This window comes from Streptomyces tsukubensis (assembly GCF_003932715.1).
GTDB classification, from domain to species: domain Bacteria; phylum Actinomycetota; class Actinomycetes; order Streptomycetales; family Streptomycetaceae; genus Streptomyces; species Streptomyces tsukubensis.
The window spans coordinates 1,408,051-1,426,888 of record NZ_CP020700.1; the positions used below are offsets into that span (position 1 = coordinate 1,408,051).

At 70.6% G+C, this 18,838-nt stretch carries 17 protein-coding genes; 4 read left to right on the forward strand and 13 right to left on the reverse strand.

What is annotated here, in order from left to right; translation table 11 throughout:
• Nucleotides 1-15: 15 nt before the first annotated feature.
• The 5 genes from B7R87_RS04830 to B7R87_RS04850 form a co-directional block, all read right to left on the reverse strand.
• Nucleotides 16-996 (reverse strand): helix-turn-helix transcriptional regulator, encoded by a 981-nt coding sequence (locus tag B7R87_RS04830; protein ID WP_006350207.1) that lies wholly within the window; start codon nt 994-996, stop codon nt 16-18.
• A 341-nt stretch (nt 997-1,337) separates the two neighbouring features.
• Nucleotides 1,338-1,709: an FKBP-type peptidyl-prolyl cis-trans isomerase gene (locus tag B7R87_RS04835; protein WP_006350206.1), complete on the reverse strand. Its 372-nt coding sequence runs from the start codon at nt 1,707-1,709 to the stop codon at nt 1,338-1,340.
• Nucleotides 1,710-1,752: 43 nt separating this feature from the next.
• A complete protein-coding gene (locus tag B7R87_RS04840) occupies nt 1,753-2,712 on the reverse strand; it encodes an FKBP-type peptidyl-prolyl cis-trans isomerase (RefSeq protein ID WP_006350205.1) in 960 nt (319 codons plus the stop codon).
• Between the two features lie 164 nt (nt 2,713-2,876).
• Nucleotides 2,877-4,238: a Pup--protein ligase gene (gene pafA / locus B7R87_RS04845; protein ID WP_006350204.1), complete on the reverse strand. Its 1,362-nt coding sequence runs from the start codon at nt 4,236-4,238 to the stop codon at nt 2,877-2,879.
• A gap of 9 nt (nt 4,239-4,247) precedes the next feature.
• Nucleotides 4,248-5,588: an MFS transporter gene (locus tag B7R87_RS04850; RefSeq protein WP_006350203.1), complete on the reverse strand. Its 1,341-nt coding sequence runs from the start codon at nt 5,586-5,588 to the stop codon at nt 4,248-4,250.
• Between the two features lie 174 nt (nt 5,589-5,762).
• Between B7R87_RS04850 and B7R87_RS04855 the strand changes: the two genes are divergently transcribed.
• Both B7R87_RS04855 and B7R87_RS04860 read left to right on the forward strand, forming a co-directional pair.
• Nucleotides 5,763-6,803, forward strand: coding sequence for a LacI family DNA-binding transcriptional regulator (locus B7R87_RS04855; protein ID WP_006350202.1), 1,041 nt, complete (start codon nt 5,763-5,765; stop codon nt 6,801-6,803).
• Nucleotides 6,804-6,950: 147 nt separating this feature from the next.
• A complete protein-coding gene (locus B7R87_RS04860) occupies nt 6,951-8,066 on the forward strand; it encodes a hypothetical protein (protein WP_130585436.1) in 1,116 nt (371 codons plus the stop codon).
• Nucleotides 8,067-8,108: 42 nt separating this feature from the next.
• Here B7R87_RS04860 and prcA read toward each other — a convergent pair whose 3' ends face one another.
• From prcA to arc, 5 genes are all read right to left on the reverse strand, one after another.
• Nucleotides 8,109-8,897 (reverse strand): proteasome subunit alpha, encoded by a 789-nt coding sequence (gene prcA / locus B7R87_RS04865; protein ID WP_006350200.1) that lies wholly within the window; start codon nt 8,895-8,897, stop codon nt 8,109-8,111.
• Between the two features lie 47 nt (nt 8,898-8,944).
• Nucleotides 8,945-9,790, reverse strand: a complete 846-nt coding sequence (gene prcB, locus B7R87_RS04870; RefSeq protein WP_006350199.1) for a proteasome subunit beta — start codon at nt 9,788-9,790, stop codon at nt 8,945-8,947.
• Between the two features lie 171 nt (nt 9,791-9,961).
• The gene (locus B7R87_RS04875) at nt 9,962-10,180 is read right to left on the reverse strand and encodes a ubiquitin-like protein Pup (RefSeq protein ID WP_006350198.1); all 219 of its coding nucleotides are present in this window, start codon (nt 10,178-10,180) and stop codon (nt 9,962-9,964) included.
• A gap of 269 nt (nt 10,181-10,449) precedes the next feature.
• Nucleotides 10,450-11,961 (reverse strand): depupylase/deamidase Dop, encoded by a 1,512-nt coding sequence (dop, locus tag B7R87_RS04880; RefSeq protein ID WP_006350197.1) that lies wholly within the window; start codon nt 11,959-11,961, stop codon nt 10,450-10,452.
• Nucleotides 11,962-12,221: 260 nt separating this feature from the next.
• Nucleotides 12,222-13,988, reverse strand: coding sequence for a proteasome ATPase (gene arc, locus B7R87_RS04885; protein ID WP_006350196.1), 1,767 nt, complete (start codon nt 13,986-13,988; stop codon nt 12,222-12,224).
• A 265-nt stretch (nt 13,989-14,253) separates the two neighbouring features.
• On the opposite strand from arc, the gene B7R87_RS04890 reads away from it, so the two are divergent.
• Nucleotides 14,254-14,565: a ferredoxin gene (locus tag B7R87_RS04890; protein ID WP_006350195.1), complete on the forward strand. Its 312-nt coding sequence runs from the start codon at nt 14,254-14,256 to the stop codon at nt 14,563-14,565.
• Nucleotides 14,566-14,619: 54 nt separating this feature from the next.
• Here B7R87_RS04890 and B7R87_RS04895 read toward each other — a convergent pair whose 3' ends face one another.
• The 3 genes from B7R87_RS04895 to B7R87_RS04905 all read right to left on the reverse strand — a co-directional run bounded on the left by B7R87_RS04895 (nt 14,620) and on the right by B7R87_RS04905 (nt 17,777).
• The gene (locus tag B7R87_RS04895; RefSeq protein WP_006350194.1) at nt 14,620-15,195 is read right to left on the reverse strand and encodes a hypothetical protein; all 576 of its coding nucleotides are present in this window, start codon (nt 15,193-15,195) and stop codon (nt 14,620-14,622) included.
• Between the two features lie 180 nt (nt 15,196-15,375).
• Entirely contained in the window at nt 15,376-16,317 is a 942-nt protein-coding gene (locus B7R87_RS04900) for a tRNA (adenine-N1)-methyltransferase (protein ID WP_006350193.1), read from the reverse strand.
• Between the two features lie 209 nt (nt 16,318-16,526).
• Complete coding sequence (locus tag B7R87_RS04905; RefSeq protein ID WP_006350192.1) at nt 16,527-17,777, reverse strand: site-2 protease family protein; 1,251 nt, start codon at nt 17,775-17,777, stop codon at nt 16,527-16,529.
• 147 nt (nt 17,778-17,924) lie between these two features.
• Here B7R87_RS04905 and B7R87_RS04910 point away from each other — a divergent pair, with 147 nt between their 5' ends.
• Complete coding sequence (locus B7R87_RS04910) at nt 17,925-18,830, forward strand: RecB family exonuclease (RefSeq protein ID WP_078902423.1); 906 nt, start codon at nt 17,925-17,927, stop codon at nt 18,828-18,830.
• Nucleotides 18,831-18,838 lie beyond the last annotated feature (8 nt).

The following is an 18,838-nucleotide window of genomic DNA, read 5'->3' on the forward strand; positions in this document are numbered from 1 at the left end:
CTCAGCCCACCTCTCTCAACCCTTGGCCACGGCACGCAGCCGGTCCATGACATCGGCCCGCAGACCGGCCGGTTCCACCACGACGACATCGGGACCGAACTCGACGAGCCAGGCGTCCAGTCCGTGTCCGTACGGAATCTCCAGCTCGTCCCAGTCCGGTCCGGCCGCGCGGACGGAGGACGCCCGGGCGCGCAGCGGATAGCCGGCGCCGGAGCGGAGCCTGATCAGCGCCGTGCGGGTGGCCGTCTCGCCCGCCCAGCTCTCCACGGTCTCGCGGACCGTGGAGACATCGGGTACGGGAGCGGTGAAGGAGCCGGTCCGGGAGCGGACCCGGCCGGTGATACGGGAGAGCCGGAACACCCGCTCGGCACCCCGGTCACGGTCCCAGCCCGCGAGGTACCAGTGCCCGCGCCAGCACTCCAGGGTCCACGGCTCGACCTGGCGCTGCTCGGGACGGGCGGCGCTGGACTTGCGGTAGTCGAAGACGACGGGCCGCCGGTCGCGGCAGGCGAGCATCAGCGGTTCGAAGGCGGCCTCGTGGACGGGGATCCTCGGCTCCAGCGCGCTGGGCCGCTCCTCGTACGCCTCCTCGGCCTCCGGCATTCCGGCGGCCCGCAGCTTCTGGAGCGCCCCGCTGGCGGCTCCGGCGAGCCGGGCCTGCTGCCAGACCCGGGCGGCGACCCCGAGGGCGGCGGCCTCCTCGGCGTCGAAGGTGATCGGCGGCAGCCGGTTGCTGTCACGGCGGGCGAGATAGCCCACCTCGCCGTCGAGGTTCTCCACCGTCTCGATGACCAGGCCGAGTTCGCGGAGATCGTCCTTGTCGCGCTCGAACATCCGGTTGAAGGACTCGTCCGATCCGGCCGAGGGGTCGGTGGGGCGGAAGGCCTCGACATAGGCCTCGATGGACTCGCGCAGCTCGCGCTTGCTGAGCGGGCGGCGCGTTCCGAGCAGGCACAGCGCCAGATTCATCAGCCGCTCGGCCTTGGCAATCGCCATCGACGCCCCGCACCTCTTCTGGTTCTTCGGATCGCTCCGGTCGGATCCCGGGTCCCGCCCGACGACCGTACCGCCCCGGGGCGTCCGGGTGAAAGTTGGGCCGATGCCCTGGGGACAACGACCGGACGTTCCGGACGGAACGGACGGATCGCGCGCCCGTGTGCGGCTCCCGGGGAGGGCGCGGACCGGGCCCGCCCGGAAACGGCGGAGGCCCGCACCCCCCGGAGGGGGCGCGGGCCGATGCCCTGGCCGCACGGAGCGGCCACGCGCGGACTCACGCAAACTCGCGACGGAACGCGGAGCGCGCGGAAACGCAGATCACGCAGATAACGCAGGAAACCTCAGACGGAGATCAGGTCCACGACGAAGATCAGCGTCTCGCCGGGCTTGATCCGGCCGCCCGCGCCACGGTCGCCGTAGGCGAGGTGGGCGGGGATGGTGAGCTGACGGCGGCCGCCGACCTTCATCCCCTGTACGCCCTTGTCCCAGCCGGCGATGACCTGACCGGCACCCAGCTGGAACTGGAACGCCTGGCCCCGGTTCCAGGAGGCGTCGAACTCCTCGCCGGTGGAGAAGGCCACGCCCACGTAGTGAACGGAGACGAAGTTGCCGGCCTTGGCCTCGGCGCCGTCGCCCTCCCAGATCTCCTTGATCTCCAGGTCCTTCGGCGGCTCGCCGCCCGGGAAGTCGATCTCGGGCTTCTCGATGCTCACTGCTGCTTGCTCCTCGGATGATGAACGGACAACCGGGACAGTCTTACACCTTCGCCAGAATGTCCATCGCGAAGACCATCGTGGAGTTCTTCGGGATGCCCTGCTGCTCCTGGTCGCCGAAGCCCTGGTCCGGCGGGACGACGAGCAGCACCCGGCTGCCGACCTTCTTGCCGACCAGACCGTCCTTGAGGCCCTTGACGCCGAGGTTCTGCAGGCTGAGCGTCTCGGTCATGTCCATCGCGTAGGTGCCGCCGAACTTCTTGGCGCCGTCCCACAGGAAGGCGTCGTACTTGACGACGACGCTGTCCTTGTCGGTCACCGCGGGGCCGGAGCCCTCCAGCACATACTCCGAGACCAGCTTCTTCGGGGCCTCGGCGTCCTTCGGGAAGGTCACCGCGGGCGCCTTGCCGTCGGTGTTGACGCCGACCTTCGGCAGCGCGGCGTTCGTCTGCGGTACGGCGGTGCCCTTGGCGGCCTGCGGAACGGTCGTCCCCTTGACGATGTCCATCACGAACACCAGGGTGGCGTTGGCCTTGATGTCACCGCGGGCCGTCTTGCCGTAGGCGAGGTCCGGCGGGATCGACACCTCCAGGCGGCTGCCGACCTTCTGTCCGGCCAGGGCCTTCTGCCAGCCCTCGATGACACCACCGCCGCCGATGGTGACCGGGAAGGGCTGGCCCTTGCCGAAGCTGGTGTCGAACGGCTCGGTCTCGTCCCACTCCTGGCCGTAGTAGTTGACCTGGGCCTGGTCGCCCTTCTTCAGGGCCGCGCCCTTGCCCTCGCTGAGGACTTCGATCTTCAGCTCCTTGGGCGGGGTGCCCTCGCCCTTGGCCAGGGTGGGCTTCTTGCCGAAGTCGGCCCCGTCGGTGATGGCGGGGAGCCCGCCCTTGGACGAGATGGAATCGGAGCCCTTGTCCTCGCTCCCGCAAGCCGCTGTCGACAGCAGCAGTGCGGGTACGACGAGGAGGCCGCAGAGGGCCCGGAGGCCGGCAGGTCGACGCACGTGTTCCTCAGATCTCAGACGTCACGGGTGGAGAGTCCCCGACACTCTAGGGCGTGCGGAGGGCCCCGCACGCAGAACGTACGGGGCCCGGGCGGCGTTCCACCGTTTGGTGTGACACGTCGGACCGCCGGATGCGCGGGTGACGGGAATCACTCCCGCCGCGATCACATTCCGGCGATGAGCTTCTCCACCCGGTCGTCGACCGAACGGAACGGGTCCTTGCAGAGCACCGTGCGCTGCGCCTGGTCGTTCAGCTTGAGGTGCACCCAGTCGACGGTGAAGTCCCGGCGCTGCTCCTGGGCCCGGCGGATGAAGTCGCCGCGCAGCCGCGCCCTGGTGGTCTGCGGCGGCACCGACTTGCCCTCGAAGATCTTCAGGTCGTTGCAGATCCGGGCGGCCCGCCCCTTCCGCTCCAGCAGGTAGTAGAGCCCCCGGCGGCGGTGGATGTCGTGGTACGCGAGGTCTATCTGCGCGACCCTGGGGTGGGACATGCTCATATTGTGCTTGGCCCGGTACTGCTCGATGAGCTGGTACTTCATGACCCAGTCGATTTCGGTCGCGATCCGGTCCAGGTCCTGCTCCTCGATGGCGTCGAGGGTACGGCCCCAGAGCTCCAGCACCTGCTCGACGGTGCCGGTGCGGATCCCGCGCCGCTCCACGAAGTCGACGGCCTTCTCGTAGTACTCCCGCTGCACCTCCAGCGCGGAGGCCTCCCGGCCGCTGGCCAGGCGCACCTTGCGCTGCCCCGTGGTGTCATGGCTGACCTCGCGGATCGCCCGGATCGGGTTCTCCAGGGTGAGATCCCGCATCACGGTGCCGGCTTCGATCATCCGGAGCACCAGATCCGTCGCCCCGACCTTCAGCAGCATCGTGGTCTCGGACATGTTCGAGTCGCCGACGATCACATGCAGCCGGCGGTAGCGCTCGGCATCGGCGTGCGGCTCGTCCCGGGTGTTGATGATGGGGCGCGAGCGGGTGGTGGCGGAGCTGACGCCCTCCCAGATGTGCTCGGCCCGCTGGCTGACGCAGTAGACGGCGCCGCGCGGGGTCTGGAGCACCTTTCCCGCGCCGCACAGCAGCTGCCGGGTGACCAGGAAGGGGATGAGGATGTCGGCGAGACGGGAGAACTCCCCGTGGCGGGCGACGAGATAGTTCTCGTGGCAGCCGTAGGAGTTTCCGGCGGAATCGGTGTTGTTCTTGAAGAGATAGACGTCGCCCGCGATCCCCTCCTCGTGCAGGCGGCGTTCCGCGTCGACGAGCAGACCTTCCAGAATGCGCTCGCCCGCCTTGTCGTGCGTGACCAGCTCGGTCACATTGTCGCATTCCGGTGTCGCGTACTCCGGATGCGAACCCACATCGAGGTAGAGGCGGGCGCCGTTGCGCAGAAACACATTGCTGCTGCGGCCCCATGACACGACACGGCGGAAGAGGTAGCGCGCCACTTCGTCAGGTGACAGTCGGCGCTGTCCCCTGAACGTGCACGTGACGCCGTACTCGTTCTCCAGCCCGAAAATGCGGCGGTCCATGTCTGAACATTACGCCTCACGCCCGGAGCTGAAACCGGGTTGGGCCGCACCGTTGCGATCATTTTCCCCGGAGCCGAAACCCGGGTCCGCGAAGTCGTCCGGTTCGGAGGCCGCCGGAACGGAGCCGGAGCGTACGGGGTGCCCGGCGCCGGCGGGCACCGCGAGCACCCGTGAAGTGGCCGTCAGCACCAGCAGAGCGGCGAGTCCGGCGGCGCCCGCGACGGAGAAGCTCCACGCGGTGCCCGCCCCCTCGACCACGGGCCCCGCCACCGCGGTCCCGGCCGCGGCCCCCACCCCGAAGGTCGTCACCAGCCAGGAGAAGGCCTCGGTGACCGTCCCCGCCGGGGCGTGCCGGTCGACCACGACGAAGGAGCAGGCCAGCGCGGGGGCGAGGAAGACGCCCGAGAGCGCGGCGAGGCCGAGCATGGGGACGAATCCCGGGGTGAGCGCCAGCGGCAGATAGCCGAGCGCCAGCAGGGCCGTGATCGCCCGGAGCCTGGTCTCGGGGGCACCGGGCCAGTGCCGCGCGCCGTACACCACGCCGCCGACCAGGGCGCCGAAGCTCAGCGCCGCCAGCAGCCAGCCGTAGATCTCGTCCCGGCCGTGGTCGTCGGCGTAGGCGACCCCGGCGACGGTGATGCTGCCGAGGGCGAGCCCCACGAAGAAGAAGGCCCCGAAGAGGGCCAGCAGCCCGGGTGAGCGCAGCGCACCCAGCCAGTGGGCCTCGCGGGGCGCGGACCGCCAGGTGCGCGAGGGTTCGCTGGAGACGACCGCCAGGGCGCCGAGCACCCCGAGGACGTTGATCACCACCAGCGCCGCGGCCTCGGAGCGGAGCGACACCAGCAGGGTCACCAGCAGCGGCCCCACGGTGAACATGACCTCCTGGGCGACCGCGTCGAGAGCGTACGCCCGGTGGACCCGTTCCTCGTCGCGGAGCACACTCGGCCACAGCGCCCGCAGCCCGCCCTCCAGGGGCGGGGTGAAGAGTCCGGCCACCGCGACGGCCCCGAAGGCGACCGGCAACGAACCGATCCCGGCGACGGCCAGCAGCACCATGCCGAGCGCGGACACCACGGCGGCCGGCAGCTGCACCCGGGGCTGCCCCTTGAGGTCGACGGCCCGGCCGAGCAGCGGCTGCCCGACCGCCGTGGCGACGCCGTACACCGCGGCCAGGGCGCCCGCGAGGCTGTAGCTGCCGCCCTCGGCCCGGGTGAACAGCACCACGGCCACCGGTCCGGTGGCGTGCGGCAGCCGTCCGACCAGCGTCCCGCCGAGCAGTCGCGCGGCGTACGGCATCCGGAGCACGTCGCCGTAACCGGTCCGGCCCGCGCCGGCGCCCCCTGCCCCCATGCTGCCCCGCCCCTTTCCCTCCGCCCTGGCGAAGTGTTACGTATAACTAACCGCGTTATACGTATCACGGTAAGGGGCTCCCGGTCGAGCCCTCCCCCGCCGCCCCTGGCCGGGGCCCGGCCGGCCCGCGGCGCTATGTTGAGGGCGTTCACCGGCGCCCGAGGAAAGGCACCCATGGCAGAGGGCCCCGCCGCGGGCGGCACCACGGCCGCTCCCCGGCCCACCAGCAGGGACGTGGCCCGGGCCGCCGGGGTCTCGCAGGCCACGGTCTCCCTCGTCCTCGGCGGCAAATGGCGCGGCCGGGTCTCCGAGCGGACCGCGGACACGGTCCGGGGCGCCGCCCGCGATCTGGGCTACCGCCCCAATCTGGCGGCCCGGAGCCTGCGGCTCGGCCGCACCCGTACCGCACTGCTGGTCGTCCCTGCGCTCACCAACGAGTTCTTCGCCCGCGTGTACACGGGAGCGGCGTCGGTCGCCGCCGAACACGGCTTCGGCGTCGTCGTCTACCCCGCCCCGGATGTGCACGAGCGCGCCCGCGACCCGTTCGCCTCGGCGCGTGCCGCGCTGGACGGGGTGATCGCCTCCTCGATGGCCACCGAGGCGCTGCGGACACTGCACGACTCCGGTCTTCCCCTGGTGATGCTGGACAGCGATCCCGCCGACCGGACGGCCGCCGCCCGGGTGAACATCGACATCGCCGACGGAATGCGCCGGATCGCGGACCATCTGCTGGGCCTCGGCCACCGCCGCTTCCTGCATCTGGCGTCGGAGGTGCGGTCCTGGACCTTCGACGTCCGCGCCCGGGCCCTGGCCGAGGCGCTCGGCCGCGCCCCCGGTACCTCGGTCCGGACCGTACGCGCTCCGCTCGCCGTCGACCCGGCCCGGGCCGCGGCCGAGTCGGCCCTGCGCGAACCCGGCCCGCTGCCGACCGCGATCGTCTGCGACGGGGACTTCCAGGCCGCGGGCGCCTCCAAGGCCGTACGCCGGCTCGGTCTGCGCATCCCCGGCGACATCTCGGTCACCGGATTCGACGATCTGACGCTCGCCACGGCCCTGGAGCCCGAACTGACCACGGTCGCCCTGCCCGCCGAACGCGTCGGCGAACGCGGGATGGCCGCCCTGCTGGCAGTCCTGGACGGCGAACGGTCCCCGGGCCGCGACCTCCCGGTCGAACTGGTCGTCCGGGGCTCCACCGCCCCACCGCCCCCCGACTGACCACCGGGCCGACCACCGGCCGGTTCCGGTCCGGGGCCGGGACGGAACCGTACCGTCCGTACGGCCGCGTCCCGGCGGCGTGACCGCCGCATTGCGGTGATCCGCAGGCCCTTGAGGGTGCGCGCGGGGCGTGCCACGATCACGATCATGACGAGCCCGGCGGAGACACCCATCGACGCCGTCCCGGCGGGGACGGTGGACACGGCTCCGGGCACGGTGGTGACGGCCGAGGGCACCGTGCTGGCACTGCGGCGCGAGGACCGGCTGGAGATCTACGACACCGAGACCTTCCTCGGCGGCGGTGCGCCCCTGAGCGCGGTGGACGTACCGGCCACGGCCCCGGCTGCCCCGCTCGGCGGCGGAGCGGTGATCGCCGAGGCCGACCGGATCCGGTCCGTCGGCGCGGACGGCGGCATCCGCTGGGAGCTGCCGCATCCGCCGTGGCTCGGCCGCTCGGGGCCGGCGAAGGCACCCGGCGCCCCGGCCGTCAGCCCGGACGGCACCCTGGTCGGGGTGCTCGTTCCCGCCCCGGACGGCGGCACGGAGTGCGGAGAGCCCCTGCCCGACGGGCTGCCCCGGCTCTGCCGGGGGCGGGACGTGCTGCTGCTGGTGGACGCGGCGGACGGCCGGATCCGGGCCGCCCGCCCGCTGAACAGCCGGGCCTCCGTCGTCACCCAGCGCTGGCACCCCGGCGGGCGGCTGCTCGGTGTCTCCTGCTGGACCGCTTGGTACTCCTGGTCGACCTGGTGGGTGGCGCCGCGGCGGGACGGACTCCATCTGCGCGGCGGGACCCGGATGCGGGAGGTGGTCGGCTTCGTCCCCGGCACGGAACGGCCGCTGACCCTGCGCCGCGCCGAACGGCTCGCCCCGGACGACGATCGCGACGAGCTCGCGGTCCACGACATCACGGCGGACGAGCCCGTGGTCCGGTACGACCTGGCGGAACTCACCGGCCGGGAACCGGACGGTCCCTCCGATGACACCGACAGCGCTGACGGTGCCGACGGCGGCCACCGGGAGTCCGATGCGGTCTTCGAAGACGTCTGCACCCTGAACGCCGGACAGCTGCTGGTCACGGCACGGCAGCAGTTGCCGGGGCGCCGGCCGGCGGCCCGGCACTGGCTCTGCTCGGCGGCGACCCTGCGCCCGCTGGGCACCCTGCGCTATCCGGAGCCGCCGGGCCCGGCGACCGCGCTGGGCGACGGCACCTGGCTCACCGAGGGCCCCCGGGGATTCTGCCGCTGGTCACTGCCCGCGCGCTGACCCGGGCGGGCCCCACCGGCCGGGGCCGGTGGGGCGGCCGGACTACTGTCCGCTCTCCTCCGCGCCGGAGGAGTCCTCCCCGGACTCCCCGGCGGCGTCGGCGGACGGTTCCGACGGGGCCGCTTCGGCCCCCCCGGGCTCCAGCAACCGCGCGAGCTGGCTGCCGACGATCCGCTTGAACTTGCGCTTCTGCGGTCTCGTACGGTCGAGGACCGCGACCTCCAGCCGATCCGCGGGGATCTCCCGCTCATTGCCGTTGGTCTGGTTGGAGAGCGCCTGGACGGCCAGCTTCAGCGCCTCCGACAGGGACATCCCGTCGTTGTGCCGCTGGTCGAGATAGGTGCTGATCTGCTCGGCGTTGCCGCCGACCGCGACCGAGCCGTGCTCGTCCACGATCGAACCGTCGTGCGGCAGCCGGTAGATCTGGTCGCCCTCGGCGGTTTCGCCGACCTCGGCGACCACCAGCTCCACCTCGTAGGGCTTCTCGGCCTGGCTGGAGAAGATGGTGCCGAGCGTCTGGGCATAGACGTTCGCCAGCCCGCGCGCGGTCACATCGTCGCGGTCGTAGGTGTAACCCCGCAGGTCGGCATAGCGGACGCCGCCGATCCGGAGGTTCTCGTACTCGTTGTACTTACCGGCGGCCGCGAAGCCGATCCGGTCGTAGATCTCGCTGAACTTGTGCAGCGCGCGGGACGGATTCTCGCCGACGAACACAATGCCGTCGGCGTACTGCAGCACCACGAGGCTGCGGCCCCGGGCAATGCCCTTGCGGGCGTATTCCGCCCGGTCCTGCATGGCCTGGGCGGGCGAGACGTAGAACGGTGTCGTCACCGGCTATCCGACCCTTTCTTCCAGTGTTTCTGTCAGTGGCGGGAGCATCAGAGGAGCGCGGCGCGCGGGCCGTCCGGCTGTTCCATCCGGTGCTGCACGACCGAATGGGCCACCTCCGAGGACCGCTCCGGGGTCAGGCGGTCGACGCCCTCGTCGTCGATGACCACGACGATCGGGTAGATCCGGCGCGCCACATCGGGTCCGCCGGTCGCCGAATCGTCGTCGGCTGCGTCGTACAGCGCCTGGACCACCAGGGTGACGGCCTGTTCCTTGGTCAGGTCGTCGCGGTAGAGCTTCTTCAGGGAGCCGCGGGCGAAGACCGAACCGGATCCGGTGGCGGTGTAACCCTGCTCCTCGAACCGGCCGCCGGTGACGTCGTACGAGAAGATCCGGCCCCGCTCACGGCCGACGTCGTACCCCGCGAACAGCGGCACCACGGCCAGGCCCTGCATGGCCATGCCCAGATTGCCGCGGATCATGGTGGAGAGACGGTTGGCCTTGCCCTCCAGGGACAGCTGGGCGCCCTCGACCTTCTCGAAGTGCTCCAGCTCCAGCTGGAAGAGCTTCACCATCTCCACCGCGAGCCCGGCGGTGCCGGCGATCCCCACGGCCGAGTACTCGTCGGCCGGGAAGACCTTCTCCATGTCCCGCTGCGAGATCATGTTGCCCATCGTGGCCCGCCGGTCACCGGCGATCACCACACCGCCGGGGAAGGTGACCGCGACGATGGTGGTGCCGTGCGGGGCTTCGAAGGCGCCCTGCACCGCCGGGAGGGCCCGGTTGCCCGGGAGCAGCTCCGGGGAGTGCTCGCCGAGGAAATCCATGAACGACGACGAGCCGGGCGTCAGGAAGGCTGCCGGCAGACGCCCGGTGCTTCGGGAATTGGCTTCCACGCGATTCCTTCCGGGTAGGCGGCGGCCCGGCTCGGGAGCGCGGGCCGATCTTACGAACTGTGCACGGACCTTACCCGCGCCGTGACCGGTCATCCGCCCCGGTGCCCCCTTTCCCCCGGCGGGCGGGGGCACGGGGCGGACGTCCGGCGCTCTCCTCCTGGACTCAGGAGGTCACTCGCCGCCCTTCTGCACAAAGGAGCGCACGAAGTCCTCCGCGTTCTCCTCCAGGACGTCGTCGATCTCGTCGAGTACGGAGTCGACGTCGTCGGAGAGCTTCTCCTGCCGCTCCTTGAGGTCCTCGGACGCCTGTGCGTCCTGGGTCTGCTCCTCGACCTCCTCCGTGGAACGCGTGGCCTTCTGCTGTCCGCCGCCGGTGTCCTTGGTCGCCATGTCCCTCACCCCGCTCGGTTGGCCCTGACGTGATCCGTCCGGTCATGATCAGACGCTACTCGGACATTACAAGGAGCGTCCGACAACGGCCCTGCACTTTCTCAACGCCGGGAGACGTCCTCAGTGATTCCGCGATGCCTTGATACCGCGATGCTGCGGTTCCGCCCTTCGCTGGTTTCCGTGATCCACCTTCCCGAGATGATTCCCGGGCACCGGCCCTTTAGGCCCGGTCTCTCCTCCGGATCTCGCCGGGCCACCGGGGCCGGTCGTCAATGGCCCGACAGCACCCTGACCAGGTCCTCCGCCGTACGGCAGCGGTCCAGCAGATCCTTGACATGGCTCCGGGTGCCGCGCAGCGGCTCCAGGGTCGGCACCCGCTGGAGGGAATCCCGGCCCGGCAGGTCGAAGATCACCGAGTCCCAGCTCGCCGCGGCCACGTCGTCCGCGTACTGCGCCAGGCAGCGGCCCCGGAAGTAGGCCCGGGTGTCCTCCGGAGGCTCGGTCTCGGCCCGTACCACGTCCTCCTCGGCCAGCAGCCGCTTCATCCTGCCGCGGGCCGCCAGACGGTTGTACAGGCCCTTCTCGGGGCGTACGTCGGCGTACTGGAGGTCCACCAGATGGAGGCGGGCCGCGTCCCAGTCCAGACCGTCCCGGCGGCGGTAGCCCTCCATCAGCTCCCGCTTGGCCACCCAGTCCAGCTCCCCGGCCAGGCTCATCGGATCGTTCTCCAGCCGGTTGAGGGTGTCCTCCCAGCGGGCGAGCACATCCGTGGTCTGCTCGTCGGCATCGGAGCCGTACCGCTCCTCGACGTACTTCCTGGCCAGCTCGTAGTACTCCATCTGGAGCTGGACGGCGGTCAGGGTCCGTCCGCTGCGGAGCGTGATCAGTTGCCTGAGGTCCGGATCGTGCGAGACCCGGTGCAGGGTCCGCACCGGCTGGTCCACCGCCAGATCGACCGCGATGAAATTGTCCTCGATCATGGAGAGCACCAGGGCCGTGGTGCCGAGTTTGAGATAGGTGGAGATCTCCGAGAGATTGGCATCGCCGATGATCACATGCAGCCGGCGGTACTTCTCGGCGTCGGAGTGCGGCTCGTCGCGGGTGTTGATGATGGGCCGCTTGAGGGTGGTCTCCAGACCGACTTCGACCTCGAAATAGTCGGCCCGCTGACTGATCTGGAAGCCGTGTTCGTGACCGTCCTGGCCGATGCCGACCCGGCCGGCGCCGGTGACCACCTGGCGGCAGACGAAGAACGGCGTCAGATGGCGCACGATGTCCGAGAACGGGGTCTCCCGCTTCATCAGATAGTTCTCGTGGGTGCCGTAGGACGCGCCCTTGTTGTCGGTGTTGTTCTTGTAAAGGTGAATCGGCTGGGCACCGGGGAGCAGCGCGGCCCGCTCGGCGGCGGCCGCCATGATCCGCTCCCCCGCCTTGTCCCAGAGGACGGCATCCCTCGGGTTGGTGACCTCGGGAGAGCTGTATTCGGGGTGGGCATGGTCGACGTAGAGCCGGGCTCCGTTGGTGAGGATCACATTCGCCAGCCCGATGTCCTCGTCCGTGAGCTGGCTGGAGTCGGCGGCCTCGCGGGCGAGGTCGAAGCCGCGGGCGTCCCGCAGCGGATTCTCCTCCTCGAAATCCCAGCGGGCGCGCCGCGCCCGGTGCATCGCCGCCGCGTAGGCGTTGACGATCTGGGACGAGGTGAGCATGGCATTGGCGTTCGGATGCCCCGGGACGGAGATTCCGTACTCCGTCTCGATGCCCATTACTCGCCGTACGGTCATGCGGTCCTCCTTGCCCGGCGGCGCTCCCGTCCGGGAACGGCGCTCAAGTACCGCTGGTGCTCCGGTGCGCATGCGGTGCCCGACCCCGCACGCCGCGACCCGGCGGTACCGATGAGCCTAGGCCCTCGCTTCCGGATCCTGCCGGTGGTCTCCGCGCCCGCGGGGAGATCGTTCTCATCATGAGTGGATACGGCCGGGGCGGCCGGAAACGACACCGGCTGCGGATGCCCCGGCCGGGCATCCGCAGCCGGTGTCCGCTGTCACAGGTACTGGCCGGTGTTCGCGACGGTGTCGATGGAGCGGCCGGTGTCCGCGCCCTGCTTTCCGGTGACGAGCGTCCGGATGAACACGATCCGTTCGCCCTTCTTTCCGGAGATACGGGCCCAGTCGTCCGGGTTGGTGGTGTTGGGCAGGTCCTCGTTCTCCTTGAACTCGTCCACGCAGGCCTGGAGGAGATGGGCGACCCGCAGACCCTTCTGGTTGTGGTCGAGGAAGGCCTTGATCGCCATCTTCTTGGCCCGGTCGACGATGTTCTGGATCATCGCGCCGGAGTTGAAGTCCTTGAAGTAGAGGACTTCCTTGTCACCGTTGGCGTAGGTGACCTCCAGGAAGCGGTTCTCCTCGGACTCCGCGTACATCTGCTCGACCACGGACTGGATCATCGCCTGCGCCGCGGCCTCCTTGGAGCCGTTGTGCTCGCCGAGGTCGTCGGCGTGCAGCGGCAGCGAGGCCGTGAGGTACTTGGCGAAGATGTCCTTCGCCGCCTCCGCGTCCGGACGCTCGATTTTGATCTTCACATCGAGCCGGCCGGGCCGCAGGATCGCGGGGTCGATCATGTCCTCGCGGTTGGAGGCGCCGATCACGATCACGTTCTCCAGGCCCTCGACGCCGTCGATCTCGGCGAGGAGCTGGGGGACGATGGTGTTCTCGACGTCCGAGCTGACCCCGGAGCCGCGGGTGCGGAAGAGCGACTCCATCTCGTCGAAGAAGACGATCACGGGGGTGCCCTCGGACGCCTTCTCCCGGGCCCGCTGGAAGACCAGCCGGATATGGCGCTCGGTCTCGCCGACGTACTTGTTGAGGAGCTCGGGGCCCTTGATGTTCAGGAAGTAGCTCTTGCCCGCGGGCTGCCCGGTCACCTCGGCGACCTTCTTGGCAAGGGAGTTGGCGACGGCCTTGGCGATCAGCGTCTTGCCGCAGCCGGGCGGCCCGTAGAGCAGGATGCCCTTCGGCGGCCGCAGTTCGTGCTCCTTGAAGAGATCGGGGTAGAGGTACGGGAGCTCGACGGCGTCGCGGATCATTTCGATCTGGCCGCCGAGGCCGCCGATCTTGCCGTAGTCGACGTCGGGGACCTCTTCGAGAACGAGTTCCTCGACCTCGCTCTTGGGCACGACCTCGTAGACGTAGCCGGAGCGCGGTTCCAGCAGCAGGGCGTCGCCGGGGCGGATGGTGGCGTCCAGCAGCGGCTCGGCGAGCCGCACCACCCGCTCCTCGTCGGTGTGCCCGACCACCAGGGCCCGCTCGCCGTCCTCCAGGATCTCCTTGAGGGTGACGATGTCCCCGGCGCGCTCGAACGCCATGGCCTCGACCACGTTGAGCGCTTCGTTGAGCATGACCTCCTGGCCGCGCCGCAGCTCGTCGAGTTCGACGCTGGGGCTGACGTTGACCCGGAGTTTGCGGCCGCCGGTGAAGAGGTCGCAGGTGCCGTCCTCGTTGGCCTGGAGGAAGACACCGAAACCGGCCGGCGGCTGGGCGAGCCGGTCGACCTCCTCCTTGAGGGCCACGATCTGGTCGCGGGCCTCACGGAGCGTATTGGCGAGCCGTTCGTTCTGTGCGGACACGCCGGCCAGATTGGTCTGGAGCTCGACGATCCGCTCTTCGAGAATCCTCGTGTGCCGCGGAGAGTCGGCGAGCTTGCGGCGCAGGACGGCGATTTCCTGCTCAAGATAGGCAACCTGGCCGGCTGGGTCCTCAGACCCCCGCCCGGGCCGGATGCCGCGGTTGATGTCGTCGTCGTGGGCTGCCACGGTCCTCACCTCCTCCAAGGGGAGCTGGACGCTTCCTGACCCTACCTGGGTGGGTGATGATTGAAACCCCTAGATCACAAAGACGGTCGGGGCGTGTCCGATCTTCACCCTTGCGCTCTCCCTCACGCCAGGGGAATACCCACCCAGCACCCTCCGAAAGCGGGCGGTTGTATCGTCGGGGGTGTTCAACACCCGTCGGGGCTGGCGCGACTTGCTCGCCCGGCGGCTCGCGGATGTTTCACCCCACGCAGGAACGGCAGGAGACATGACCGTGCAGCACGAGGCCCCGTCCCCCGAGGCCGCCGAGGCGCTGGAGGTCTGGATCGACCAGGACCTCTGCACCGGCGACGGGATCTGCGCCCAGTACGCCCCGGACGTCTTCGAGCTGGACATCGACGGGCTGGCGTATGTGAAGAGCGCCGACGACGAACTGCTCCAGGAGCCGGGGGCGACGACCCCGGTACCGCTGCCGCTGCTGCGGGACGTGGTGGATTCCGCCAAGGAGTGCCCGGGCGACTGCATTCATGTGCGCCGGGTTTCGGACAGCGTCGAGGTGTACGGCCCCGACGCGGAGTAACGATTCCTTCGCGTTCCGTACCGCCGTGCCGGTCTCACCGGGTACGGCCGTGTCTCAGAGGGCGGCGGTGGCGCCCTCTCCTTCCGCGTTCTCGGATGCGCGCAGGAACGTGCCGTCCCGCCAGCGCCAGGTGACGTTCTCGGTCTCGTCCGGGCAGCACAGCGGGATCTCCGGCGACGAGTAGCCGAGCAGGGTCGCGCCGATCTCCCCCTTCCGTACGGTCAGCGCCGTGAGGGACCGCCGTTCCGCGGGCGCGACGAGGGTCGCGACGACCCGGGATCCGCCCTCCCTGGTCCGCGCAAGGACATAGATGCCCTCCGGCGGGGTTCCGGAACCCGCTGCGCAGCGGGCGGCTGCCACGGTCTCGGCGCCGCCGTCGCCGTCGAGGTCTCCGGTGGCCTTCCGCGTGATCATGATGCCGGTCGCTCCGCAGTCCAGCGGCAGTACGAGGTCGGCGGGGTCGGGCGCGGGCGCTCCCGGGCCGGGCCGGGCCGATGCCTTCGCGGTGGCGTCGTCGGGCTGGAGCAGCCCCGCCAGGGCGATGACGGCGGCTGTCGCGGCGGCCGTGGCGATCCAGTGCACGGGGCGGGTGCGGGTGTGCGCGAGGTCGGGGAGCTCCGAGTGCTGCACGCGTGGGGTCTCCTGTGGCGGCGGAGCCGGTGCGGGGCCGGCGCGGTGTGGCGGAGGTGGAGCCCGATCGTGCCACACGTCACAGGGGTGCGGAACAGCGGGGTCGGACGCGACGGCGCCGCCGCCGGATTCCCCGGTGCGGGGCAATCCGGCGGCGGCGCCGTGTCGTTGGGGGGGCGGTCAGTCCGTGTCGGACGTGGTGTCCTCGGCGGCGGAGACCTTGGTGTCTTTGGTGTCCTTGCCGCCCCAGCCGGTGTAGTCCTCGCCGTAGGCGCCCTTGGCGGGCCGGCGGCGGCGCATCGGCGGTTCCACTCCGTCGGCGAGCCGGCGGGCGGTGACCAGGAAGCCGGTGTGGCCGATCATCCGGTGGTCGGGGCGGACGGCAAGTCCTTCGACGTGCCAGTTGCGGATCATCGACTCCCAGGGCTGCGGCTCCGCGAAGCAGCCGATGTCCCGGAGGGCTTCGACGGTCCGGGCGAGCTGGGTGGTCGTGGCGACGTAGCAGCAGAGGATGCCGCCCGGGACGAGCGCCTTGGAGACGGCCTCCAGGCACTCCCAGGGGGCGAGCATGTCGAGGACGACGCGGTCGACGTCGGTGTCCGAGAGGTTGTCCTGGAGGTCACCGACGGTGAGCTGCCAGGCGGGGTGCTCGCCGCCGAAGTAGCGTTCGACGTTCTGCCGGGCGATGTCGGCGAAGTCGGCCCGCCGCTCGTACGAGTGCAGCATGCCCTGGTCGCCGATGGCGCGCAGGAGGAACGCGCTGAGCGAGCCCGAGCCCACTCCCGCTTCGACGACGCGGGCGCCGGCGAAGATGTCGGCGAAGGCCAGGATCTGCCCCGCGTCCTTGGGGTAGACCACGGCGGCACCGCGGGGCATGGACAGGACGTAGTCGGGGAGCAGGGGGCGCAGCGCGAGATAGGCGACGTTTCCCGTGGTTCGGACCACACTGCCCTCGGGGGCGCCGATCAGCTCGTCGTGCGGGAAGGACCCCTTGTGGGTGTGGAAGTTCTTCCCGGCTTCGAGCGTGAAGGTGTAGTGGCGTCCCTTGGGATCGGTGAGCTGGACCTGGTCCCCGACTTTGAAGGGCCCGCGACGGCGGGCGGCACCGGTCGGTTCGGACATGTGACCAGCCTACCGGCCCTTGACCGGGAGCATGACCATGACCCCGGCGCGGTGGCGCGCACTGCGCATGCCCTTCGGGCGGGTACTGGGTCACTGCTCGGGGAGGCCCGCCCCCAAGACCGACGCAGGCCTGTCAGGAGCTGCCGCGGGTCACTGCTCAGGACCCGCCCGCCCCCCAGCCGCGCCCCGGAGGCAAACCGAGCCCGAAACTATCGGGTCATGGCGGCGACGAAGGCGCGTTCGACGTCGGCTGTCGAGAGGACTCCGTAGATCGCGCCGGTGTCCTCGACGACGAGGTACTCCGTGGCGGGGGTGGTGCGGAGGTGTTCGAGGAGGGATTCGCCGACGAGGTCCGCGGGGATCCGCATGCCGTCGGTCAGTTCCTGGGCGAGTCCGCCGACGGCGACCCAGGGGCGGCGGTGCTGGGGTACGCCGACGATCGCGGCTTCGCGGACGAGGGCGGTGGGGCTGCCCTGGCCGTCGACGACGACGAGGGCGCGGGCGCCGGCTTCGTTGGCGCGTCGGAGTGCTTCGGAGAGGGGGGTGTCGGCTTCGACGGGGACGGCCCGGCGGGTGAGGGTGCGGGCAGCCAGTTCGGGGAGATGTTCGCGGAGGCGGGCGCTGCGGAGGCTGTTTCCGGCGCCGGTCCAGATGATCGCGGCGAGGATGGCGGCCAGCAGTGCGTCGGTGACGGACTGCACGCCGCCGATTTCCTGGCCGGGGGTGCCGAGGGCACCCGAATGGGTGAAGAGCGGGAGTCCGATGAGGACGGCGACGGCGAGGGCTCGGCCGACCCAGGCGGCGGCGACGGTGCCGCTCATGGGCTTGCCGGTGATCTTCCAGACGACGGCTCGGAGCATGCGTCCGCCGTCGAGGGGGAGGCCGGGGAGCAGGTTGAAGGCGGCGACGATCAGGTTGGAGATCATCAGTCCGGCGAGCAGGACCCCGGGGACCGTACCGGGTTCGACGGCCCGCATGCCGAGGTAGAAGACCCCGGCCAGGACGAGGGAGAGCAGGGGTCCGACGAAGGCGATGACGAATTCCCGGCCGGGGGTTTCGGACTCCTTCTCGATTTCGGAGGAGCCGCCGAAGAACTGGAGCTGGATGCGGCGGACCGGCAGTTTGTAGTGGAGGGCGGCGACGGTGTGGGCGAGTTCGTGGACGAGTACGGAGGCGTAGAAGGCGACGGCGAAGAAGAGGGAGACCAGGTAGTTCAGGCCGCCGAGCTCGGGGAGCACCCGGTTGAGCTGGTCGCCGAAGACCCAGGTGATCAGGGCGGCGACGAGGAACCAGCTGGGGGCGACGTAGACGGGCACGCCGAAGGGGCGGCCCATGAGGATGCCGCCTCCGGGGCCGTCGGGGCGCTTGCGCTTGCCGCCGTCCGGGGGTGTGCCGGGGGCGCCGGACGACGCGCGTGAGCGCTCGCTGCTCGAGTCGTTCCTCGAGTCGTGGTCGTTCACGGGGTCCCTTCGTCGCGAAATCGCCGGTGGTCCTCTGCTTCGATCGTCTCTCGCCGGGTGACGTAACGCTCTGATCGTGCAGTGTCCGGTCCTATGAGGTCGATGGTATTGCGCTCGCTGTCAGTGGCGGGCCGTAGGGTCTGAGTCATGAGTACGAGTCAGGCCGTTTCCGGGGAGCCTGCGGGCCCGGTGCCCGCGGCGCCGCCGACGTCGCTGTCGCCGTCGCGGGCGAACGATTTCATGCAGTGCCCGCTGCTCTACCGGTTCCGGGTGATCGACAAGCTGCCGGAGAAGCCGAGTCCGGCTGCTACCCGGGGGACGCTGGTGCATGCGGTCCTGGAGCGGCTCTTCGACGCGCCCGCGGCGGAGCGGACGGCTCCACGGGCGAAGGCGCTGGTGCCGGGGCAGTGGGACAGACTGCTGGCGGGCCGGCCGGAGCTGGGCGGGCTGTTCGCGGACGATGCAGGTGGGGAGCAGCTGGCGCGCTGGCTGGGCGAGGCCGAGGCGCTGGTGGAGCGGTGGTTCGGGCTGGAGGATCCGACGCGTCTCGAACCGGCGGAGCGGGAGCTGTTCGTCGAGGCCGAGCTGGAGTCGGGGCTGCGGCTGCGCGGGGTGATCGACCGGGTGGATGTGGCGCCGACGGGCGAGGTGCGGATCGTCGACTACAAGACGGGGAAGGCGCCGCGGCCGGAGTACGGGGAGGGGGCGCTCTTCCAGATGAAGTTCTACGCGCTGGTGGTCTGGAAGCTGAAGAACGTGCTGCCGCGCCGTTTGCAGCTGGTCTATCTGGGCAGTGGCGATGTGATCACCTACGATCCGGTGCCGGCGGATCTGGAGCGGGTGGAGCGGAAGCTGCTGGCGCTCTGGGACGCGATCAGGCTGGCGACCGAGACGGGTGAGTGGCGGCCGCGGCCGACGAAGCTCTGCGGCTGGTGCGATCATCAGGCGTTCTGTCCTGAGTTCGGCGGGGTTCCGCCGGTGTATCCGCTGAGTGTTTCCCCCGTCGCTCCGGCCGATGTCCCGCAGGGCAGAATGGGCTCCGACCGAGTGTGAGGAGTTTC